Here is a 22942-nt window from a genome sequence, read left to right on the forward strand (position 1 = left end):
TGGACCGAGCCTCTCTGGTCTAGGGGGCACTTGCTTGGTTCGAAACGCGGTCGAGCACGGTTCGTGTTCGACCGGGCACGGCGCGTAAGCTGCTTTTGATCTGCCCGGCGTGAGGGGTAGGAGCGTCGATGCCCGAGTTGATCTCTGCGTTCGCCCAACTGCTCTGGCCGTTGATCGCGCTGATGGCGATCGTCGTGTTTCGGCGCGCGATCGGGCGGGTCTTGCGCACCGCCGAGAAGCGTGAGCTGGAGTTCGAGATCGGCGGACAGCGGCTCACCATGCACGAGCTCAACGACCAGCAGAACGAGATGATCCAGGACCTCCAGCGGCAGCTGAGCATGCTCAGCAAGCAGTTGGAGGACCGCGATCGGGTCGACGCCGCGTTGGAAGTCCCCAAACCGATCGCCGTTCCGGCGCTGCCCGAGGTAGCCGACCTCCCCGGCAACGGCGAGGGAGAACACCAGGGCGAGCTACCACCGGTGCAGGCGCCGACAGGCCCCGAGCCGTTCGCCGTGCTGTGGATCGCCGAGAGACCGGAGGCGCACGCGATACTGGCCGAGCAGCTCCGGGAGAACGGCGTGCGGGTAACGATGGCGACGACCACCGATGCAGCGCTCGCTGAACTCTCGCAGCGCCCGTACCGGCTGATCGTGGAGGACATGGGGCGTAAGGAGAACGGCCGGTGGCGGCCCGACGCCGGGCTCGCACTGCTGAGCGAACTCCGCGACCTGGGCGTCGACACCCCGGTGATCGTTTACAGCAGCGCACGGGCCCAGCAGCAGTACGGCGAGCACGCGCGGCAGTTGGGCGCGGTCGGCACGACATCGTCGGCCTACGAGATGTTCCAGAACTTCCAGAGCTTCGACCTGCTCTGACCGAACCCGCGCACTAAGTCCGGCACGGCGCGGAACCCGCCCGAAACTCAAGCACCCGTGGCACCGAGGGCGTCACAGGTGCTCTGCTGACCTTGCTCAGTGGTGGGCGCGGGATTCCGGGTAGCTGGTGCCCGCCGCGTCGGCGAGCATGCGCAGGGCGCCGATGATGCCGTCGATCAGCTCGCCCTCCTTGAAGGAGGCCACCATGCTCATCGCGGCGAGCTGGCAGCTGCGGTCCGGGATCCGCCGGTGCGCCTCTTCACCGGTGACGATCTCGAACTTCCGCTGGCCGGGCGAAACGGCGATCAGCACGCCCTCTGGCGCCTTGGGACCGAGGCCGGCATGCAGATCCTCGGCCTGCTTGCGGGTGTCCTCGCCGAGGTCGCCGAGGTAGATCGCAAACTCCAGCCCGGTGCTGCGGGTGGACAGGGTCAGTGCCTCGTCCAGTCGCGCGAGCTGGCCGGGGCTGAATGGCAGCCGGGGCCGGTCGGGTTCGACGTGGCGAGCGACGGACAGCCGACCGGTGGCCATCATCGCTTCGCCAATGGCGAGCTCGCCCGGGTCCGCGGCGGGCCGCCCCGCGATCTCACCAGTTGCCACGTGCGCCTCCCCGAGCGGTGCTGGGCCGCGCGTCTTCCGGCGCGCTCTCCGAATCCACGTCTGCCGCTGGTGCGGCGGTGTTCACGCCCGCTGGGTTGGCCACCCAGAACACCGGCGCGAAATCCCAGTCCTGCCCCGAGCGGTAACGCGGGCGGGTGAGCCTGGGCCACATCGCGATGAGCACGATCAGGCCGTAGATGGCCGCTGGGATCACCGCCAAGGCGAGCACAGTCTCCAAGACAGTCACGCGAGTACGGTATCGGATGGCCTCCGCTCCGTGCGCCCGACCTGTGCCGCGCAGGATCGACGCCAGCGGCCAGGCGCCGCGACCTCGCGCCGACACGTTCGAGTTGACCCGACGACCGGGATTCGCCCCAACCAAGGTTTCCGCAGGTGAAAAGCGAATTGACAATTCCGGAAACTACGTACGGTTACTAGTCAAGCGTGTTGTACATCACTTAAGGTAACTCTTTCAGAGTAACTACTGCCACCGAATGGAGTCCAACCGGACGGTTGCAATGCGCGGCGACTTGGCGGCTTGTTCCCGAGGTTTTCGGCTCCTAGTTTTTCACCTGTATGGGTCTTGCATATTTGATCACATGCGTTCAAAGCAAATTTTGAATGCGGGAGGCACACTATGTTGATCATCAAAACCGCCACTCAGAGCAACGCCCTCACTCTTCCGATGCCCAACCGGCCACTGCTTGAACACGGTGTTCGGATCAGCGGCCGGGGCCCCGGCGTGCGCATCAGCGGCGAGCGCGGTGTGCGGATCAGCGGCAAGTGCGGCGTCCGGATCAGCGGCGAGCGCGGTGTGCGGATCTCCAACGGTGTGCGAATCAGCCGTGGCGTACGGATCAGCGGACAACAGGGCGTACGGATCAGCGGACAGCAAGGCGTGCGGATTTCCAACGGCGTGCGGATCCGCCGTGGCGTCCGGATCAGCGCGCAGCACGGCGTGCGGATCAGCTAATCGACTGGGCAGCAGAGGAGCCGTCCGCCGACGCGTCACGCGGTTCTCGTTCGGCACCTACGACAAGTCAGGCCGCGGGCTCACCGAGGTACGGCAACCACAACGGGTCCGTCTCGGAAAGTCCCGCCAGCAGTCGCCAGTGCCGCCCGCGCGGCGCGTGCGGCACCACCGGCAGGCGCCAACCCAGCTCGCTCAGCGTCTTGTCCGCCTTGCGGTGGTTGCACTTGGTGCAGCAAGCGACGCAGTTTTCCCAGGTGTGCGGCCCGCCCCGACTGCGCGGCACGACATGATCTATCGTTTCGGCGCGAGCACCGCAGTACGCGCACCTGTGGTTGTCCCGCAGCATCAGCGCCGCCCTGGTCAGCGGCACCCGGCCGCGGTAGGGCACTCGCACAAAGTTGCTCAACCGAATCACGGACGGGACTTCAACGCTGTCCGTGGCGGAATGCAGCACCATCCCGGCCGAATCACCGTGCACCACCTCAGCCTTACCGCAGACGAGCAGCACAATCGCCCGGCGCAGCGGGAGCGCGGTCAGCGGCTCGAACGTCGTGTTGAGCAGCAGCACCCGCCGCTTGCGCCAGGACGGGGCGTGACCGGGAGGGCGGTCGGCCTGCGGTGGCGACGTTCCGGCGCGGCTCGGCGGGCACAGCGTGGCCCGCGACGCGAGGCCAGTGGCCTTCAGCGCCGGTTGTCGGGTCGGTTGTCGGTCGGGCACGCGACCACCTCCACCGGTGTCGGGCATAGTCGAACACAGAACCCCGCCCGAACGCACGTGTGATTCGACACGCCACGCTGAACTACCGCCGAACGCGGCATCAATCATTCTCGATCATGCGTCCTGGAATCAATAATGATCATTCCGGGGCGAATGCGAATCGAAATTCGGGCAGTTGATCACTCATAGAACACCGAACGACTGCGGAACGAACGTATCGTCGCGTGGGTGACCGACGTGCAGACAGCGCATCTGCGCTACCCCAACGCCGACCGCGACGACATCGTCGAAAACCTGCACGGCCACCAGGTGGCCGATCCGTATCGGTGGTTAGAGGACCCGACCGGGCCACGCACCGAGGCCTGGTCGGCCGCTCAGGACGAACTCGCCCGGAGCTGGCTAGACGCGTTGCCCGGCCGGGAGGCGGTCGAAGAGCGGATGCGATCACTGCTGTCGGCCGGCTCGGTTTCGGCCCCGGCGTGGCGGGCCGGACGGTCGTTCTTCACCCGCCGGGAGCCCGGGCAGGAGTTCCCGGTGCTCTACGTGCGCGAGCCCGACGGCACCGAGCGGGTGCTGCTGGACGTCACGGAGCTGGACCCGTCCGGGTTGACCACGCTGGACAGCTGGAGCCCGAGCCTGGAGGGCAACCGGCTGGCGTACCAGATCTCCGCTGGCGGCGACGAGGAGTCGTTGCTGCACGTGCTGGACGTAGCCACCGGGGAGATCATCGAGGGCCCGATCGACCGCTGCCGCTATTCGACGATCTCCTGGTTACCGGGCGGCGAGGAGTACTTCTACATCCGGCGACTCGCCCCGGAGCTGGTGCCCGACGGCGAGGAGCAGTTCCACCGCCGGGTGTGGCGACACCGGGTGGGCGCCGACCCCGACCAGGACCTCCTGGTGCACGGCGAGGGCCTGGACCACACCTACTACTACGGCACCCAAGTGTCGCGGGACGGCCGCTGGCTGGTGATCGAAGGCAGCCCGGGCACCGCCCGGCGCGACTCGGTGTGGATCGCCGATCTCGCCGAAGGCGGTGAGGTACCGAACCTCCGGCAGATCGTCGACACCTCCGACGGACACCGGGTCGACGCCTGGGTGGAGCGCGATGGTCGCCTGTACGTCATGACGACCTCGGACGCCCCGCGCTGGCGGCTATGCGTGGCCGACCCGACTCGGCCCGAGCCGGCGAACTGGACGGAGCTGATCGCCGAGGAGCCCGACTCGGTCCTGGAGGCGGTGCGCTGGTTCGACACCGGCGACGGTGACCCGCAACTTGTCGTGCTGCGCACCCGGCACGCGGTCTCCGAGGTGACGCTGCACGATCCGGCCACCGGGCGGCAGATCGCGGAGGTCCCGCTGCCGAGCACCGGCCAGGTCACCGCACTCACCACCGTGGATGAGACCACCGACGGCGACCGGGACCGGCTGTGGATCGGGTGGACGGACTTCGCCACCCCGCCCTGCGTGCACGCCTTCTCCCGCCGGACCGGGCAGACCGCGCTGGACCAGCAGGCCCCCGGCGTCATCGAGCTGCCCGCGGTGCACACCCAGCAGGTCACCTACCGGTCGTTGGACGGCACCCCGGTGCGGATGTTCCTGCTGAGCCCGACGGCCGAGCCGGACCGCCCGCGCCCGGTGTTCCTGACCGGCTACGGCGGTTTCTCGCTGTCCCGCGAGCCCGGCTACACGCCATCCGCCCTGGCGTGGGTCGCCGCTGGCGGCGTCTGGGCGCTGCCGTCGCTGCGCGGTGGCGGCGAGGAAGGCGAGGAATGGCATCTCGCGGGCATGCGCGAGCACAAGCAGCACACCTTCGACGACTTCCACGCGGCCGCGCAGCACCTGATCGACGAGGGCTGGACCACGTCCGACCAGTTGGCGATCTCCGGTGGCTCCAATGGCGGTTTGCTGGTCGGGGCGGCGCTGACGCAGCGCCCGGAGCTCTACCGGGCGGCGGTGTGCTCGGCACCGCTGTTGGACATGGTCCGCTATGAGCAGTTCCTGCTGGGCCGCACCTGGAACGACGAGTACGGCACCGCCGATGACCCGGCGGAACTGGGCTGGCTGCTGTCCTACTCGCCGTACCACAACGTGGCCGACCAGACCGACTATCCGTCGGTGCTGTTCACCGTCTTCGAGTCGGACTCCCGGGTTGACCCGAATCACGCGCGCAAGATGTGCGCGGCGTTGCAGCACGCCACCAGCGCGGCCCCGGCCAAGCGGCCGGTTCTGCTGCGCCGGGAGACCGAGGTCGGCCATGCCGCGCGCTCCGTGTCCCGTACTGTGGGGCTGGCGACCGACCAGCTCGCCTTCCTCGCGGAGGCCACCGGACTCGCCCTGGACTGAGCCCCGAACTCGGTCCCGGCGGTCAGCTGTTCGAGTCTCGTGCGCGGCGGGGCGCGCACGATGCTCAGGTTGGCGGTTGCGCTACCCGGTGATGTAGCCCCAATGCACCGGCACTTCGTGCCGGCCACCACCGTGGGCACTGAACGACAGCATGGAGAACCCCCGACCCATGAATCTGCCGCTGCTGACCCAACCGACCTGCACGTCAGAACCAGGCTGGTGCCAGACGATCTTCCGGTGGACCGGCAATGAGTGGCTGGCGTCCTACTCCGACCTGCTCATCGCCAAGCCGCTGAACATCCTGCTCATCCTGATCGTCTCGTTCCTCCTGCGCTGGCTGGTGCACCGCACCATCACCCGCCTTACGCGCGGCAATGGCAGGCCCCCGAAGCTGTTGCAGCCGTTACGGGAGCGCCGGGCTGACACACTGACCGCCGAACTGCTTTCGGAGCGCCGCGTCCAGCGGGCCCGCACGATCGGCTCGGTGCTCAAGTCGCTGGCCTCGTTCGTGGTCTTCGGCCTGGCCGCGATCTACATGCTGCAGGTCCTGGACATTCAGGTGGCGCCGGTGCTGGCCTCCGCCGGGGTGCTCGGTGTGGCCGTCGCCTTCGGTGCGCAGAACCTGGTCCGGGACTTCCTGTCCGGCATGTTCATGCTCGTCGAGGACCAGTACGGGGTCGGCGACGTGGTCGACCTCGGCGAGGCCAGCGGCACCGTCGAGGCGGTGGGCCTGCGGGTCACGACGCTGCGCGACATCAACGGCACCGTCTGGTACGTCCGCAACGGCGAGATCCTGCGGGTCGGCAACTCCAGCCAGGGCTTCGCGGTCGCCGTGGTGGACTTCCCCATCTCGCACAACAGTGACGTGCAGAAGGCGATCGAGGTGGCCACCCAGGTCGCCACCGAGGCGACCTCGCGGGAGCCGCTGTCCAAGGACGTGCTCGAACCGCCGGACATGCTGGGCGTGGACCAGATCACAGCGGACACCATCACCCTGCGGCTGACCACCAAGGTCCGGCCCGGTCGGCAGTGGTCGGTGCAGCGGCGGCTTCGCGTGGAGATCAAACGCGCCTACAGCAACGAGGACATCGAGCCGCCGTACCCGTACGGCCGGCCTGGGTTGCCCGCCAGCCCGGCGAAGCGCTAGCCGACCCCGAGTGCGATTTCAAATGGAAATCAACGCGCCGATCTCCATTTGAAATCGCCACTCTCCACGGCGCGGGCACGTCGTCCACATGGCAACCTGCCCTGAGAGGATGGAGACGTGACTTCCGTGGAGACCTTCTACCAGCAGGTCGGCGGCGAGGCGACCTTCCACCGGATCGTGGCGCGGTTCTACGAGGAGGTGGCCAAGGACGAGCTGCTGCGGCCGCTCTATCCGGAGGAAGACCTCGGGCCCGCCGAGGAACGCCTGCGGCTGTTCCTGATGCAGTACTGGGGCGGCCCGCACACCTACTCCGACCGGCGCGGCCACCCGCGGCTGCGGATGCGGCATGCCCCGTTCAAGATCGGCCCGGCGGAACGGGATGCGTGGCTGCGCTGCATGCAGATCGCGGTCGACGAGGTCGATCTCCAGCCCGAGCACCGCGAGCAGCTGTGGCAATACCTGGAGATGGCCGCCAACAGCATGATGAATTCGTGGTTCTGAGACAAAGGACCTGGTGATGCGGCGGGCGGACGCGCTGGCCGACCACGGTGAACGGCCGTGGTGGTGGGACGCGGTGTGCTACCAAGTTGACGTCGGTTCGTTCGCCGATGGCGACGGCGACGGCGTCGGCGACCTGGACGGGCTACGCGACCGGCTCGGCTACCTGGAACTGCTCGGGGTCGACGCGGTCGTGCTGGCCGGAACCGCCGGGCTGGATCCGGCGGCGGAGAACTTCGCGGACCTGCTCGTTGAGGCGCACGAGGCCGGGATGCGGGTGATGCTCGCGCTGGATGTCGATCCGGCGCGCACCGACCCTGGATCGGTGCTCCTGCCTTGGCTGGAGCGCGGGGTGGACGGGTTCCACCTCGCGCCGCGCCCCGATCCGGCCGATGCGATCGGCGCCGTGCTGGCCGATTACCCGGACCGCGTGGTGATCGGCAGCGGCCCTGGCGACTGGCATTTGGCGTTCAACCTCGACCTGGCCGTGGCCGGGTTCGCCGCCGAACCGGTCCGCGAGGCGATCAAGGACGTGCTCGCCGCCCCGGCACCGCGGCCGGCGTGGGCGATGGCCAGCCGCGACACCGAGCGGAGCCGAGACGAAGCCGCGCTGACCCCGGTCCGTGCGATGGCCCTGGTGCAGCTGGCGCTGCCCGGCGCGGTGTGCCTCCGGCACGGTGAAGAACTCGGGTTGCCGGGCGCACATCGGGTGCGGATGCCCTGGGAAGGCGATCGGCCGCCATTCGGTTTCTCCACCGCCGAAGCGGACTGGTCGTCGATCCCGGCGGACTGGGTCGCCTTCACCGTGGAGGCGCAGCTGGAGGACGCGGCGTCGACGCTGTCGCTGTACCGGCAGGCGCTGGAGACCCGGAGCACGCATCCGGCGTTCACCAGCGATCAGGTCGAATGGTTCGGGGCGCCGGAGGAATGCTTCGCGTTCCGGCGCACCGGCACCAGCCTGATCTGCGCGTTGAACACCTCACCGTCGGCGGTGCCGGTGCCGCCGGGCGAGTTGCTGCTGAGCTCCCGGCCGCTGGAGTCCGGCGAGTTGCCGCCGGGCACGGCGGCCTGGCTGGTGTGAGCCGGGCCTCCCGAAACTGACCTTCCGCGAGTGGACCGTAACGGCTATCGGTAAATTCTGGTGGATCCGCCCACCGAACTCCCGATGGATGCTATGACTGCCTGCGCGCCCGAGCTGAACTCGTCTCGGACGGAGCGCACCCGTCGGCTGGTCGGCATCGACATCGCCCGGTTCTTCGCGGTGTTCGGCATGTTCTGCATCCACTTCGGCGTGCCGTTCACGCACGGCGCGCCGGAGGTGTGGGTCGCGCAGTTCTGCAGCGGCCGGTCGACCGCGCTGTTCATCCTGCTGGCCGGGGTGTCGCTGGCGATGCTGTCCGGGCGCGGCGAACCACCGACCGGCAGTGCCTTGCGCGAGGCCCGCACCCGCATCGCGGTGCGCGCGGTGTTGTTGCTGGTGGTCGGCATCGCTTTGGCCAGGGCAACCAATGCGACGGGCTTCCTGCTGACCGTGATCATCCCGTTCTACGGGTTGTATTTCCTGCTGGCGGTGCCGTTCGTCCGGTTGCGGGCCCGCGGGCTGCTGATCGCCGCGGTGGTCGCGGCCGCGGTGGGGCCTCAGCTGTCGTTCCTGCTGCGGACCTGGATCGCCTGGGACACGTCGTTGGGCACGGTCATCTCCGTGGTCAACTCGGTCGATCCGGGGCATCTGATCGCCGACGCCGGCGTTTTCGACCTGCTGCTGCTCGGCTTCTACCCGGCGGCGTCGGCCCTGCCGCTGGTGCTGGCCGGGATGGCGGTCGGGCGACTGGACCTGCAGTCGACCAAGGTGCGGTGCTGGCTCGGCCTGACCGGGCTGGTCCTGTCGATCGTGGGTTGCCGGGTATCGAGCCTGCTGGTGGAATCCGTCGGCGGACTGCCGCCGGGCCCCACCCAAGGCACCGTGCCGATCGAGCACTCGGAGTGGCTGCTGGCCACCACCGCGCACAGCGGCACCACGTTTGAACTGCTCGACTCCGGCGGCATCGCGCTGGTGATCCTCGCCGTGTGCCTGGAACTGGCGGACCGGACGGGCCGCGCGTTGAAGCCGCTGGCCACGGCCGGGTCGATGGCGTTGACGCTATACGCGATCCATGCGCTGGTGCTGTCGTGGCAAATCGTCGTCGGCGGCTGGCCGCTGAGCGGCGTGCCGGACTTTCTGGCCAAGCTGGCCAGCATGGGTCCGGCGCTGCCCACGGACATCCCGAACATGCCCGCGTTCCCGCGCGATGGCCACCACCCCGAGGGCGTGGTGGCGTTCGTGAACACCTACATGCCGGAGGTGTTCCTGATCTTCTCCATCGGTTTCCCGCTGATCTGGCGCCGGTTCTTCCACCGCGGGCCGCTGGAGGCGGCCGTCAGCGAAACCGTCCGGTGGCTCACCGAACACCTGGCCCGAAGCCGCTGACCTGGGAGAAGCCCGGTCGCGCAACGTGTGGGACTTTCGCCTCTTAACAGTCTCGCCGTGCGGGTCGTTGCGTTGACGAATGACCGTCGCGCACCCGGAGGTGGTTTCCATGAATTTCCGGCACCAGCCCGACGACGCAACGGAAGCGGTCGAAATCCCGCCCGCCCTCGGCAGGGCCATGGCGAGCTACCGGACCCTGCTCGACGAGTTGGAAGCGGGCCGCATCGATGATGCGACCTTTCGCCGCCGCGCCCTGCGCATCGGGCTGATCGTGCGCGAGCACGACGCCTGGATTCTGGACCTCTCAACCGAACGGTGGTGGCGCTACGACGGCGTCGCGCTGTCGAGCCTCCGGTTCGACGAAAACGAGGGCTGAGTCATGTCCGCCCTCACCGACCCGGCGATCGTCCGGGAACGCCTCGACAGCCTCGACAGCCGGATCCACGAGACCGGCGAGACGAACCTGGTTCACTTGGGCGGGCCCCTCTCGATCAGCCCGCTCCCGGTCGCCGCGCTGCAGGACCACCTGGGCAACGCGACAACCTGGCTCGGCCGGGTTTGGATCTCGCATACGCGCAACGGCACGGCGGTGCGGCGGTGGCTGGTGAGCGAACCGCTCGTATCGCCGGTCCTGGTCCCGGAGCCGCGCGTACTGCCGTTTCGGAAGCAGTTCCGCCTCTCACTCGCGACGGCCGCGCTCGGTGCCGCGGTGGCGGCGAGCAGCTACACGCTGACGGCGCCTTTTTCAGACCCGTTCCTCGGCCTGATTCCGCCGGACATCTTCAACCGGATCCCGCCGTTCGCCGAGAACACAGCGCCCCCAGCCGCGGACGGCCAAGCGCCGCTCCTGTTCACACCCAACGGGGCGGCGCTTCCCGAGACGCCACTCGTTGCGGCTGCTCCGGGCCCGCCGCCCCCGCAGGGTACGGCTCCCCCAGGTGCGCCCGCTCCCCCAGGAGCACCCGGTCCCTCAGGCGCATCCGGTCCCTCAAGCGCATCCGGTCCCTCAAGCGCATCCGGTCCCTCAGCCGCACCGACACCGCAGTCACCGCTTCCGCCCGGGACATCGCGTCCATCGGCCGGGCAGCAGGGGGCACCGGAGACGCCGCGAACAGCTGAGCGCAGCGCCACTCCGTACCAGGCGTCGGCACAGGTCCAGACTCCGCAACCGACCGGCGACGCCACGCCGCAGCAAGGCGTTACTGGCACCACTCCGGCAGCGCCCGTGGCACCCACGCCACAGCCCACCGCCACTCAGCCGCAAGTGCCCGACGAGCCAACCACCACCAATCCTCCGCAGACGACCACGACGGCCCCCTACCCGCCGCACACAACGACTTCAAGGCCCGAGCCGACCACCAAGCCCCCGACGCAACCGGCCACAACGGCCACCGAGCGCCCGACGCAACCAACGACAGCGGCCACCGAACCGACGACGACGCCGACGCATCCCACGGGCACGCCGGCCAATCCCACGAACACACCGACAAATTCCGCGAACACACCGACAAATTCCACGAGCACACCCACAAATTCGACGAACACACCCACACATCCCACGAACACACCGACCTACACCACGCCGAGCGACACCAATAACGGAACGTCCTGAATACGTCTGTGGCTCCCGGCACCGTGATCGTCTTCAGTCCCTACTTGTCGGGAGCGCCGCGTGGGGGGGCACAGATGTGTCGGCGGGACTCGTACGCAACGACGGTGTGATCGCGTTGTTGCCAGCACGCAAGAGAAAGCGGCCCGAATCGACGTAGCCGATCGAAGGCCGGGCAAGGGTTTGATCGGTACTGTGCACCCGTGACCGATGCCCCGACGCACCTCGAAAGGGCCGACCTGCTCGATGTCGCCCGAGCCGCATTCGAAGGGCGCGAGCTGGTCGCGGTCGAACGGTTGCGCGGCGGGACCAAGAAGGGCGTCTATCGGCTGTTTTTGGACGATGGCGCGACAAGCATTGCCGAGCAGCTTCACGGAGTCTCTCGGATCCAGGGCAGTCGCTCGCAGGTGGTCGAAGTTCAGCGTATACCGCGCGTTTTCCTCGGGTTCCGCCAAATAGAGGCTGCCGGTGGGGAACTCCAGGAGGAAGGAGTCGAGATATTGCCTGGCGGCGCGAAAATCTGGCGTTGGCAGCCAGTTACCGGCGGTCGGCACGCCTTCGATTCGCGCGCAACGCTAAGCCGGGACTGACGGTCAACACCAGGGCCGCCGATTCGCGCGAGATCGCCACGTGCGCTCGATTACCCGGCCAACATTCCCGGGACACGGCACGGGAAGTGGGCGTTCGCGTCGCGGCGAACACCTACAACCTTAAAAAGCCAGCCGCGCGTTTCCCGAGGGAAGGGAGCACCAGGAACACGACGCGATGGAAGGCGCACTTGACCGAACGGGCGCGAAAATTAGGCGGGATTCGATCTGCGAGGACGGAATTGGCTGTGCTTTGAGGGCTGTGGTTGAGCGGCGGACGAGGCGACGAGCGCGTGCGGCCGGGAGACTTGGCCGGATGAGGTGTCAGATGAGCAGTGGTAGCAGGGCGTGGCGGCGGCGGACCACTGCGCCGTAGCGGGAGTCGAGGCGCAGCCACGCGTCCGTCGCGCTTACCCGGACGATCTCGGATTCCGCTGGTTTGGCAACCAGGAAACCCATGCCGGACAGCACGAACAGGCAGCGGAGCGGGATCTTCACCTCGTAGCCGGCACCGCTGACCGTGAAGACCTCCTGGTCCAGCAACGACGCCGGCGGTGTTCCCTTCGGACCCACATTGTCCTTGGCGACGTCGATACCGCGTTCGGCGACCTCGCCGACAAGCTTCGCCGGCAGGTCGTCCACCCGGTGCCAGCCCTCGACCGGGGGCAACTCCGATCGCCACATCAGGTCCCGCGGCGGCCCCGGGTCCATCACCGGGGCACCCGCCACGGTCAGCGTGGCCAGCAGCTCGTTGCCGGACACCGTGAGGTCCGCCGGTTCCACCTCGCCTTCGACCGACCGCGTGCACAGCGCGTCGAACGGCGTCGCCGCCCAGACGTCGATCCGGTCCCCGCCAGGGCGGTTGCGCAGGCGCACCACCGCTTGACCGTCCAGCCGCACCGCGCGGGCGACGAAGGCGCCGAGGTCTTCGCGCTCGACCCGGTCGGGCATCCGCAGCTCAGGCACGACCCAGCTCCGTCTTCTCCGAGTCGACCAGCTGCCACTCCGCGAGGAAGTCGCGCTCGTCGGCGGACAGCCGCCGCGGTCGCCCGGCCCGCAGGTCGTAGGGCACCATCAGGGTTTCCGCGGTGGCCACGGCCTCCTGCGCATAGGCGGTGTAATCGATGATGAACGACGCCGCCTTGAGCTCGCGCACCGACATCCGCACCTGAAGCGACCTCGCCCGGTACAGCAGCGGGCTGTGGTAGTCGATCACGACCCGAGCCACCACCATGCCTTCGGCCATGCCGAACAGGCCCTGCCGTTCCGCCTCGGTGAACAGCAGGTCGGCCCGCGCCTCCTCCAGCAGCGTGATCGTCCTGGCATGGTTGACGTGGCCGAACGCGTCCATGTCGGACCAACGCAGCGCCACCTCGGCTACGAACGCGCCCACTCGCGAGCTTCCTTTCTGCCGTTCGGGTGGCTTGCGGTCACCCTGCCGCAAGCCACCCGCCCATCCACCCGATCATGCTGTCACCGGACCATGCTGCGCAGCTGCCGGGCCGCCACCGACAGCGTGGCCAGATCCAGTCGACCGGAGTTCTTGATCTGCTCCAGCGACGAGTTGGCCCGCGCCAGTCTCGACTCGTTGGTCGATTCCCAACGAGCGATCTTCTGCTCCGCGTCGTCCTCCGGTTCGCTGGTCCGCAGGACGTCGATGGTGATCGCTCGCAGCGACGCGTAGAAATCATCCCGCAACGCCAACCGGGCCAGTGAGTGCCACCGGTTTTCCCGCTCCAGCTTGTTGACCGCGAGCAGCATCCGTTCGACGTCGAGGTGCTCGGCCAGCGTGTAGTACAGCTCCGCGCTCTCCCGCGGGCTGCGCTCCGCCGCGACGCCGGCGTCGCGTTCCGCGAGCTCGGCGACCTCCCGGATGTCCAGCAGCGCGAAGGAATCCAGCAGCACGCCGACGCGTTCCGCCAGTTCCGCCGGGACTCCGGCCGCCGTCCAGCGGTCGATCATCTCGGTGGCGCCCTCGGCGGCCCGGCCGCGCAACAGGCCCCGGACCCCGGCGGACAGTTCCGCCACCACCGGGCGGAACCGGCTGATCTCGGCGCCGATCGCCAACGGCTGCGGCCGGTTCGTCAGCATCCAGCGCGCCGCCCGGTCGAGCAGCCGACGGCTCTCCAGCACCAGCTCGTCGGCCACCGAACTCGGCACCGAACCGCCCAGCGCGTCGATCTGCTCCCACAGCTCGGCCAGCTCGTAGACGTCGGTGACCACCGCAAACGCCCGCACCGCATCGGTCGTCGAAGCGCTGATCTCCTCGGCCAGCCGATAGGCGTAGGAGATGCCCGCACCGTCGACCATCTCGTTGACCAGCAGCGTCGTGATGATTTCGCGGCGCAGCGGGTGCGCCGCGATCGCGTCGCCGTAGCGTTCCCGAAGCGGCTTCGGAAAGTACTCGGGAAGCCGGCTGCTGAACGCCTCGGTGTCCGGCAGACTGCTGTCCAGCACATCGTGCTTCAGCGACAGCTTGACGTGCGCCAGCAGCGTCGCCAGCTCCGGCGAGGTCAGCCCCTCCCCGGCCTTCTCGCGGTCACGGAACTCCTTCGGCGTCGGCAGCGCCTCCAGCTCGCGATCCAGGCCCGCGCTCTTTTCCAGCGCCGCCACCTGTCGGGCGTGCACCGACACCATCGGCGCGGCGTGCGCCCGCGAGATGCCGAGCACGGCGTTCTGCGCGTGGTTGTCGGCCAGCACCAGCTCGCCGACCTCGTCGGTCATGTCCGCGAGCAGCTCGTTGCGCTGCGGACCGGTCAACTTGCCGTCGGTCACCAGGTGATCGAGCAGAATCTTGATGTTGACCTCGTGGTCGGAGCAGTCCACCCCGGCGGAGTTGTCCAACGCGTCGGTGTTGACCTTGCCGCCGACGCGGGCGAACTCGATACGGCCCAGCGACGTCAAGCCGAGGTTGCCGCCCTCGCCGACGACCTTCACGCGCAGGTCGGCGCCGTTGACGCGAACCGCGTCGTTGGCCTTGTCACCGACGTCGGCGTGCGTCTCGGTCGAGGACTTGACGTAGGTGCCGATACCGCCGTTCCACAGCAGGTCCGCGGGGGCCAGCAAGATCTTCTTGATCAGCTCGGCCGGGGCCAGCTGGCGCACCGACTCGTCGATGCCCAATGCCTGCCTGATCTCCGGGTTCAGCGGTATGGACTTCAACGACCTCGACCACACGCCGCCGCCCGCGCTGATCTTGTTGCGGTCGTAATCGTCCCAGGTCGACCGCGGCAGTTCGAACAGCCTGCGGCGTTCGGCGAAGGACACCGCCGGGTCCGGATCCGGGTCGATGAACACGTGCATGTGGTTGAACGCGGCCAACAGCTTGATGTGCTCGGACAGCAGCATGCCGTTGCCGAAGACGTCGCCGGCCATGTCGCCGATGCCGACCACCGTGAAGTCCTGGGTCTGGGTGTCCACGTCGAGCTCGCGGAAGTGCCGCTTCACGCTCTCCCAGGCACCCTTGGCGGTGATGCCCATCGCCTTGTGGTCGTAGCCCACCGAGCCGCCGGAGGCGAACGCGTCGCCCAGCCAGAACCCGTAGGACTTGGCCACGTCGTTGGCGATGTCGGAGAACGTCGCGGTGCCCTTGTCCGCGGCCACCACCAGGTAGGTGTCGTCGCCGTCGTGGCGCACCACATCGCGCGGCGGGGCCACCTCGCCGCCGATCAGGTTGTCGGTCAGGTCGAGCAGGCCGGAGATGAACATCCGGTAGCAGGCGATGCCCTCGTCGAGGGTGGCCTTGCGGTCCACCGCCGGGTCGCCGGTCGGTGTCGGCGGCCGCTTCACCACGAAGCCGCCCTTCGCGCCGACCGGCACGATCACCGCGTTCTTCACCGCCTGCGCCTTGACCAGGCCCAGGATCTCGGTGCGGAAGTCCTCCCGCCGGTCCGACCAGCGCAGGCCGCCGCGGGCCACCGAACCGAACCGCAGGTGCACGCCCTCCACCCACGGCGAGTACACGAAGATCTCGAACTGCGGGCGCGGCTCGGGCAGCCCCGGGATCTCCCTGGGCTCCAGCTTCAACGCCAGGTAGGAGCGCTTGCGGCTGTCGTCGGCGACGAAGTAGTTGGTCCGCAGGGTGGCCCGGATCAGGCTCAGGTAGCTGCGCAGGATCCGGTCCGCGTCCAGGCTGGTGACCTCGTCGATCAGCTTGGTGACCTCGTCGGTCAGGTCAGCCTCGCGGGATTCGCGGTCGTCCTCGGACAGCGCCGGGTCGAAGCGCGTCTCGAACAGCTTGACCAGTGTCGTCGTGGTGGTGCGGTGCGCCAGGATCGCGTCCTCGATGTAGTCCTGGCTGTAGGCGATGCCGACCTGCCGCAGATACTTGGCGTAGGCGCGCAGCACCGTGGCCTGCCGCCAGGTCAGCCCCGCGCGCAGCACCAGCGCATTGAACCGGTCGACCTCGGCTTCGCCGAGCCAGGCTGCCCGGAAGGCGCCCTCGAAACGCTCCCGCAGGGTGTCCAGCACTCCCGCGCCCTCGCTGTCCAGCAGCCCCGGCTCCAGCCGCAGCCCGAAGTCGTAGATCCAGTACTGCTGTTCGGTGTCGTCGATGACGATCTCGTACGGGCGCTCGTCGACGACCTCGACACCCATGCTCTGCAGTACCGGCAGCACCCGGGACAGGATGACCCGGCCGCCGACGTAGAGCTTGAAACGGCGCTGGCCCGCGCTGGCGTCGCGCGGCGCGTAGAACGACATCCGCAGGTCCCTGGGACCCGACAGCGACTCCAGGCGCCGGAGGTCCACCAGGCCCTCGCTGGCGGTGAAGTCCTCCTTGTATGCCTCTGGGAAGCCCGCCGCGTAGCGCTGGCCGATCTGGCTGATCGCCTCCGACAGGCTGCGCGTCACGTGCCCGTCGTGGCCGCCACCGGACTGCTCGGCGTCGACCTCCTCGATCATCTGGTCGTCCCAGGTGTGGATGGCCTCGCTAAGCCGCTGCTGGATGCGCACCAGGTCCGGCTCCAGCCGGTTCTCCGGGTCGGTGTGGACCACGAAGTGCACCCGCGCCAGGGTGGATTCGCCGACCCTGGTGCTGTACTCCAGGCCGGTGCCGCCGAGTTCTTCCAGCAGCACCTCCTGCATCGCCAGCCGCGAGCTGGTGGTGTAGCGGTCCCGCGGCAGGTACACCAGGCAGGAGTAGAAGCGGCCGTAGGGGTCGCGGCGCAGGAACGGCTTGAGCTTGCGCCGTTCGGCCAGCGCCAGCACACCGGTGATGGTTTCCTGCAGCGTGCCCAGGTCGGTGGAGAACAGCTCGGTGCGCGGATAGTTCTGGATCTCCTCCAGCATCCGCTGTCCGGAGTAGGACTCCATCGGGAACCCGGCGCGGTGGATGACTTCGCGCACCCGGCGATCGATGAACGGAATGTCGAGCACGTCTTCGTGCAACGCGGTGGTGGTGAACAGCCCGAGGAAGCGGTGCTCGCCGTTGACCTGCCCGGACTCGTCGAAAGTCTTGACACCGACGTAGAACGGGTGCACCGGACGGTGCACTGTGGACGGTGCGCTGGCCTGGGTCAGCACCAGCAGGTCCTTGGACAACGCGCTGCCGCGGGCGCCCGGCCCGGCGGTCAGGCTGCGCGCCGCGACACTGTCGCTGCGCAGCACCCCCAGCCCGGAGGCCAGCACGGCCTGCAGCGCGGGTTCGGCACCGTCGCCGACCAGTTCGTAGTGCCGGTAGCCGAGGAACGTGAAGTGACCGGCGGCCAGCCAGCGCAGCAACTCGGCCCCGTCGTGAACCGCCTCGCCCGGCAGCGGCGGCGGATTCTGCTCCAGCTCGTCGGCCAGCGACCGAGCCGTGGCGTGCATCCGCTCGGTGTCCTCGACGACCTCGCGCACGTCGTTGAGCACGTCGGTCAGGCCCTGCTTGAGGACGGTCAGCCGCTCGGCGTCGACTACCCGGTCCACCTCGATGAACATCCAGCTCTCGGCCATCGCGTCGGCCGGCGGGGTGGTCGGGTCCGCGCCCGGCAGCACCTCCAGCAGCTGGCCGGCCACGTCGCGGCGTACCACGAAGATGGGGTGGATGATGCGCTGCACCTCGGCGCCGTCGCGGCCGAGTTCGGCGATCACCGAATCCACCAGGTAGGGCATGTCGTCGGTGACGATCTGCACCACCGTCGCCTGGCTCTGCCAGCCGTCATCGGTCCGATTCGGGTTGAAGATCTGCACCAGCGGGCGCCCCGCCACCCGGGCCGAAGCCAATAGGTGGTGCGACCGCAGCGCCCCGACGAGGTCGGTGGGCTCGTCGTCGACGAGCTCCTCGGCGGGCACGTGCCGGTAGTAGGCGCGCAAGAGGTCGGCGAGGTCCGGGGCGAACTCGACCGCTCTGTCCAGCAGGCGGCGCTTGGCCAGTTCGGGGTTCTCGGACCACTCGCCGACCGCGCCGTCCCCACCGGCTTGCGGGTGTTGTCCGGTCTTCAACTGTCCGGGATTCCAGGTCATCTTCAGGCAGCTCCACGCTTGACGGCACCTCGTTGTGCCAACAGGTTCCACCTTAAGACTGCCAGCTCCGGCGGTTCGCTGCGGGCGGTAACGCGGTCGAACGCGTGAAAAGCGGCACAATGATCGATGTCGGGTTCGTTTCAGAACCTGTTCCTCGATCCCAGCTTCGCTCGACGACCGTCTTCGGGATCGCTGTGGGATCCCCGACCAAAGCTGCGCTAACACGCCGCTGCCGGGGACGCCGGACCGCAACGCAGCCGGAAAAATGCGCTGCGGTGCGAGCTACGGATGACTGCGCCGCCGCCGAAAAGTCTTTCAGAACAGGGGATCCGTCGCCGTGGCGTCGATCCCTGGACGGCGGTGCCGGGCGGCCGTGCCCGGTTCCCGATCGTCCGATGTGGACGAATAGCCGTTGTGGGAGACCTGAGAACGGCTGGTGATTCCGGCCACACGCGCTTCGCTGTGCCGACCGGGCGACGCGGCCTGCTCGGCTTCGGGCTGCCCTCGTCGACCGCTCTCGTAAGCCATCAACGCCTCGGTGAGCAGCTCGGCGAGCCCGATCTTCTCGGCCGGTCCGGCACCCTCCGGGGGTGAGCCCGCAGCTGCCTGGTCACCGGCCGGTTCCAACCGTTCTGACCCCGAAGGGGGCTGCTCCGCCTCCGCCACCGGGAGGTTCGGCTCGGTCGCCCAGTCCTGGCGGTGACGGCCGAGCAGCTCTGCGGCCGGAGTGGGCAGCACGGGGGCAATTTCGGATGATTCGACCGACTCGGCCATTTCAGACACTTCGAGCGTTTCGGACGGTTCGGCGTGCCGGGCTCGACGACGACTCGGCCGCGGCTCACCGGACAACTGCAGGCTCGCGCGGATCTCGGCCAGCGATCTACCGCGCGATCGGCGACCGCCCTCCTGCTCCTCGATCCCGTCTGCCAGGGCCTCGACCGCTTCGGGTTCGCGTTCGCCGTAGGCCGGCTCGTTCCGCAGCCCGCCTACGACCGGGTAGGCATCCGGCCGGTCGATGCCGGGAAGTTCGGCCGCCCGGTCCTGGTCGTGCCGCTGGCGCTGCGAATCTTCCAGCTGTTGATCGGCAGCCGACCCTGATTCCGGTCGGTCGGCCAGTTCGGCCGAACCCCCGATCACCGGAAGGATCGCGGTTACGTCCACCGCGCTAGGGCCGGGAGCGGCCGTCGACCAGCCAAGGTGGTCCGCTGTCGCGGCCAACGCCTCCGCGCTGGACTGCGCCCCGGCGGACCGGGGCTGCGCCGACGGGGAACTCGTCGGCTCGGGTTCCGACAGCTGGGATTCTGGTAACTCGGGCGGCTGGGGCTCGTATGCGGCAGACCCCTTGCCGAAGGTGCGCTCGGCGTTGGACGGCTGACCCCACGACTCCGACGGCCACCAGTCCGCCTGCGAGGTAGCCGCCGCGGTTGGCTCCACGTAGCCGTCGGACACCGATTCGCGCCCGGCAAGCCCACCGTCGTCGGGTGGCGCGAAGGCGGCTGTCTCAACCTGAAGGTCCACTGGTTCGGCGATCGCCTGGCGACTCGGTTGCCCGGTCTCAGACTGCGACTCGAATACCGTGGGCTCGAATACGACCGTCGGGGACGCGGGCTCATCGGAGGAAGTCCTAGGCTCGGGCATCACTCGCCGACGGTGCTCCTCATCGCGCTGTTCGGCGGCCCGGTTGGTGAGGGTCTCCATCAGTCGACGCGCAGCATCGTGCGCGTCCTCGTACTCCGACCGGCCCTTGGACCGCGCCCGTTCGGCGTCGGGCTGCCCGGGGGTGGGCGGTCCCGGTTCGCACGGCGCCGGATCGGATGGCCAGCTTGGCTGCCGCGGCACCTCGATGTCGCTGGTGAGCACCGGGAATTCCGCGAGCAGTCGAGCCCTTGCGGTGTGCAAGGCTGCACGCCAGCGACGATCAGCGGAATATGCGCCCCGCAAAGCCCGAAGCGCTTCGGCGAACTCCGCTCCCCGCTCAAGTATGTGGGACAGCGTGTTCAACGTTTCGGCGAGCAAACCGTCCAGCTTGTGCCGCTCCGAGATTGCCGCAGTGTCGTTGAGCGTCCGCACCGCTGCCCCGTCGTTGCCATCCGGAAGGTGCACGCGCGTGGCCAAGGCGAGACCTAACCAGCCGACCGGCCCCGCCGCCGCGGCGCGAACCGGCTTCGCCAGCACGGATTCCGCTGCTTGGACGGCCTCCGGACGCCGCCCCAACTCCAGCAGCGACTGCACCTGCTCCAGCACCAGCCGGGTGTGCATCTCCCCGCTGTCGGCGGCCGGATCACCGAGTTGCCCGAGCAGCGCCAGCCCGCCGTCGGCTGCCGCGATGGCCTCGTCAAACTCGCCCAGCCTGCGGTGATGTCCCGCGCGGGCAGCGCAAACCCGGGCTTTGAGCAACCGAACTGTGTCCCGGTTGAGCCCGCAGCCCGCGTACAGCCGGTCGGCCTCGTCGAGCGCTTCGGAGCGTTCCCCGTCCTGCCGGTGCGCAGGCAACGACGCGGCAAAGGCCAGCAAGGCGTGTGCCCGCACCGTCGGCTCGATCCGCTCCTGCTCCAGCACCGGGTCCAGCACCCGGACCGCGACCTCGCTGGTGCCAGCGCTACGGGCGCACCACGCCAGCTCGACCCTCAGCTCCGCGGCGACTTCGGCGTCGCCCGCCACCTCCGCGTCGCGGACCGCGGCGAGCGCCCGGCCGGTGGCCGGGACACCGCGTCCCAAGCGGTTCGAGGCGAACAGGGCAAGAGCCTCGGCGCGCAACCGCGCCGCTTGGTCGCCGGTGCGCCTGGCGAGCGCAACCGCATGATCACTGAGCACCAACGCCAACTCGGGGACTCGCCACCGCATTTGCCGTGCGGGTTCGAGAAGTCCCTGTGCCGAGCCAGTGTTCGGTGAACCGGGCACGCTCGCCAAGGCGCCTCCGTTCAGCCCCGGGTCAGCTTGCGATGCGTCACGCGGTGCGGGCGGGCCGCATCCGGTCCCATCCTCTCGATCTTGTTCTCCTCGTAGCCCTCGAAGTTGCCCTCGAACCAGAACCACTTCGCCGGGTCCTCGTCGTCGCCTTCCCACGCAAGGATGTGGGTGGCGACGCGGTCCAGGAACCAGCGGTCGTGGGAGATCACCACGGCGCAGCCGGGGAACTGCTCGAGCGCGTTCTCCAGCGAGCTCAGGGTTTCCACGTCGAGGTCGTTGGTCGGCTCATCCAGCAGGATCAGGTTGCCGCCCTTCTTAAGCGTCAACGCCAGGTTCAGGCGGTTGCGCTCACCACCGGAGAGCACCCCGGCCGGCTTCTGCTGGTCCGGCCCCTTGAACCCGAAGGCGCTGACGTAGGCGCGCGACGGCATCTCGACCTGGCCGACCTGGATGTAGTCCAGCCCGTCGGAAACGATCTCCCAAACGTTCTTGTTCGGGTCGATGTTCGCCCGGTTCTGGTCCACATAGGACAGCTTGACGGTGTCGCCGACCTTGACCGTGCCGGAGTCCGGCTCTTCCAGGCCCACGATGGTCTTGAACAGCGTCGTCTTGCCGACCCCGTTCGGGCCGATGACGCCCACGATGCCGTTGCGCGGCAGGGTGAACGACAGCCCATCGATGAGGAGGTTGTCGCCGAAGCCCTTCTTCAGGTTCTCCACCTCGACCACGACGTTGCCCAGGCGCGGGCCCGGCGGGATCTGGATCTCCTCGAAGTCGAGCTTGCGGGTCCGCTCCGCCTCGGCGGCCATCTCCTCGTAGCGCCCCAGTCGGGAACGCGACTTGGTCTGGCGGGCCTTGGCGTTGGAGCGAACCCACTCCAACTCGTCCTTGAGCCGCTTCTGCAGCTTCGCGTCCCGTTTGCCCTGCACGGCGAGCCGCTCGGCCTTCTTCTCCAGATAGGTCGAGTAGTTGCCCTCGTATGGGTAGGTGCGGCCGCGGTCCAGCTCCAGGATCCAGCCGGCGACGTTGTCCAGGAAGTACCGGTCGTGGGTGACGGCGAGCACGGCGCCCGGGTAGTTGGCCAGGTGCTGTTCCAGCCACAGCACGCTCTCGGCGTCCAGGTGGTTGGTCGGCTCGTCGAGCAGCAGCAGGTCGGGCTTGCTCAGCAGCAGCTTGCACAGGGCGACCCGGCGGCGCTCACCACCGGAGAGATTCTTGACCTCGGCGTCCGGCGGCGGACAACGCAAGGCGTCCATCGCCTGCTCCAGTTGGGAGTCCAGCTCCCACGCATCGGCGTGGTCCAGATCCTCCTGGAGCCTGCCCATCTCCTCCATGAGCTCGTCGGAGTAGTCGGTCGCGAGCAATTCGGCGATCTCGTTGAAGCGATTGAGCTTCTGCTTGATCTCCCCGACGCCCTCCTCGACGTTGCCGAGAACCGTCTTCTCCTCGTTGAGCTGCGGCTCCTGCTGCTGGATGCCGACGGTGTAGCCCGGCGTGAGGAACGCTTCACCGTTGTTCGGCTGGTCGAGTCCCGCCATGATGCGCAGCACGGTCGACTTGCCAGCCCCGTTCGGACCGACGACGCCGATCTTGGCGCCGGGGTAGAACTGGATGGTCGCGTTGTCGAGGATGACCTTGTCACCATGCGACTTGCGCACGTTCTTCATGGTGTAAATGAACTCGGCCATGCCATGAATCGTAGTTGCGTCCCGTGTTGGACCGCGCACGCGGTCCCCCAGCGCCCCGCCCACGGCGCCTACCCGCCGAA

18 protein-coding genes are annotated in these 22942 nt (G+C 68.5%); 9 read left to right on the plus strand and 9 right to left on the minus strand.

Features of this window, described 5'->3' with window-relative positions; genetic code table 11:
• Positions 1–128: 128 nt before the first annotated feature.
• A complete protein-coding gene (locus tag BJ970_RS03015; RefSeq protein WP_184723405.1) occupies positions 129–875 on the plus strand; it encodes a response regulator in 747 nt (248 codons plus the stop codon).
• Between the two features lie 96 nt (positions 876–971).
• Here the strand turns inward: BJ970_RS03015 and BJ970_RS03020 are convergent, their stop codons facing one another.
• On the minus strand, positions 972–1475 hold the full coding sequence (locus tag BJ970_RS03020) for a DUF5130 family protein (protein ID WP_184723408.1): 504 nt from the start codon (positions 1473–1475) through the stop codon (positions 972–974).
• A complete protein-coding gene (gene ctaJ, locus BJ970_RS03025; protein ID WP_184723411.1) occupies positions 1462–1722 on the minus strand; it encodes an aa3-type cytochrome oxidase subunit CtaJ in 261 nt (86 codons plus the stop codon). Before ctaJ ends, BJ970_RS03020 begins: the two co-directional genes overlap by 14 nt.
• Before the next feature lie 390 nt (positions 1723–2112).
• Here ctaJ and BJ970_RS03030 point away from each other — a divergent pair, with 390 nt between their 5' ends.
• A complete protein-coding gene (locus BJ970_RS03030; protein ID WP_184723414.1) occupies positions 2113–2448 on the plus strand; it encodes a hypothetical protein in 336 nt (111 codons plus the stop codon).
• A 67-nt stretch (positions 2449–2515) separates the two neighbouring features.
• Here BJ970_RS03030 and BJ970_RS03035 read toward each other — a convergent pair whose 3' ends face one another.
• Complete coding sequence (locus BJ970_RS03035; RefSeq protein ID WP_312864083.1) at positions 2516–3166, minus strand: HNH endonuclease; 651 nt, start codon at positions 3164–3166, stop codon at positions 2516–2518.
• A 228-nt stretch (positions 3167–3394) separates the two neighbouring features.
• On the opposite strand from BJ970_RS03035, the gene BJ970_RS03040 reads away from it, so the two are divergent.
• The 6 genes from BJ970_RS03040 to BJ970_RS03065 all read left to right on the plus strand — a co-directional run bounded on the left by BJ970_RS03040 (position 3395) and on the right by BJ970_RS03065 (position 10000).
• The gene (locus tag BJ970_RS03040; RefSeq protein ID WP_184723417.1) at positions 3395–5512 is read left to right on the plus strand and encodes a prolyl oligopeptidase family serine peptidase; all 2118 of its coding nucleotides are present in this window, start codon (positions 3395–3397) and stop codon (positions 5510–5512) included.
• Positions 5513–5681: 169 nt separating this feature from the next.
• The gene (locus BJ970_RS03045; protein WP_184723420.1) at positions 5682–6659 is read left to right on the plus strand and encodes a mechanosensitive ion channel family protein; all 978 of its coding nucleotides are present in this window, start codon (positions 5682–5684) and stop codon (positions 6657–6659) included.
• Positions 6660–6776: 117 nt separating this feature from the next.
• Positions 6777–7160 carry a globin gene (locus tag BJ970_RS03050; protein ID WP_184723423.1) on the plus strand — a complete coding sequence of 128 codons (384 nt, stop codon included), beginning with the start codon at positions 6777–6779 and terminating at the stop codon, positions 7158–7160.
• Between the two features lie 16 nt (positions 7161–7176).
• Complete coding sequence (locus tag BJ970_RS03055; RefSeq protein WP_184723425.1) at positions 7177–8238, plus strand: alpha-amylase family glycosyl hydrolase; 1062 nt, start codon at positions 7177–7179, stop codon at positions 8236–8238.
• Positions 8239–8331: 93 nt separating this feature from the next.
• The gene (locus tag BJ970_RS03060) at positions 8332–9624 is read left to right on the plus strand and encodes a heparan-alpha-glucosaminide N-acetyltransferase domain-containing protein (protein WP_246470671.1); all 1293 of its coding nucleotides are present in this window, start codon (positions 8332–8334) and stop codon (positions 9622–9624) included.
• A gap of 79 nt (positions 9625–9703) precedes the next feature.
• Complete coding sequence (locus BJ970_RS03065) at positions 9704–10000, plus strand: hypothetical protein (RefSeq protein WP_184723429.1); 297 nt, start codon at positions 9704–9706, stop codon at positions 9998–10000.
• A gap of 941 nt (positions 10001–10941) precedes the next feature.
• Here the strand turns inward: BJ970_RS03065 and BJ970_RS03070 are convergent.
• Entirely contained in the window at positions 10942–11175 is a 234-nt protein-coding gene (locus BJ970_RS03070; RefSeq protein WP_184723431.1) for a hypothetical protein, read from the minus strand.
• 261 nt (positions 11176–11436) lie between these two features.
• On the opposite strand from BJ970_RS03070, the gene BJ970_RS39850 reads away from it, so the two are divergent.
• Complete coding sequence (locus BJ970_RS39850; RefSeq protein ID WP_376774983.1) at positions 11437–11823, plus strand: hypothetical protein; 387 nt, start codon at positions 11437–11439, stop codon at positions 11821–11823.
• A gap of 321 nt (positions 11824–12144) precedes the next feature.
• On the opposite strand, the gene BJ970_RS03080 is transcribed toward BJ970_RS39850, so the two are convergent.
• The 5 genes from BJ970_RS03080 to ettA form a co-directional block, all read right to left on the minus strand.
• On the minus strand, positions 12145–12786 hold the full coding sequence (locus tag BJ970_RS03080; RefSeq protein WP_184723433.1) for a DUF8010 domain-containing protein: 642 nt from the start codon (positions 12784–12786) through the stop codon (positions 12145–12147).
• A complete protein-coding gene (locus BJ970_RS03085) occupies positions 12779–13213 on the minus strand; it encodes an acyl-CoA thioesterase (RefSeq protein WP_184723434.1) in 435 nt (144 codons plus the stop codon). Before BJ970_RS03085 ends, BJ970_RS03080 begins: the two co-directional genes overlap by 8 nt.
• Before the next feature lie 80 nt (positions 13214–13293).
• Entirely contained in the window at positions 13294–18264 is a 4971-nt protein-coding gene (locus tag BJ970_RS03090; protein ID WP_184723436.1) for an NAD-glutamate dehydrogenase, read from the minus strand.
• Between the two features lie 315 nt (positions 18265–18579).
• On the minus strand, positions 18580–21108 hold the full coding sequence (locus BJ970_RS37595) for a hypothetical protein (RefSeq protein WP_246470673.1): 2529 nt from the start codon (positions 21106–21108) through the stop codon (positions 18580–18582).
• A gap of 77 nt (positions 21109–21185) precedes the next feature.
• Complete coding sequence (ettA, locus tag BJ970_RS03100; RefSeq protein ID WP_184723439.1) at positions 21186–22862, minus strand: energy-dependent translational throttle protein EttA; 1677 nt, start codon at positions 22860–22862, stop codon at positions 21186–21188.
• Between the last annotated feature and the right edge of the window lie 80 nt (positions 22863–22942).

Source organism: Saccharopolyspora phatthalungensis (assembly GCF_014203395.1).
Classification (GTDB): domain Bacteria; phylum Actinomycetota; class Actinomycetes; order Mycobacteriales; family Pseudonocardiaceae; genus Saccharopolyspora; species Saccharopolyspora phatthalungensis.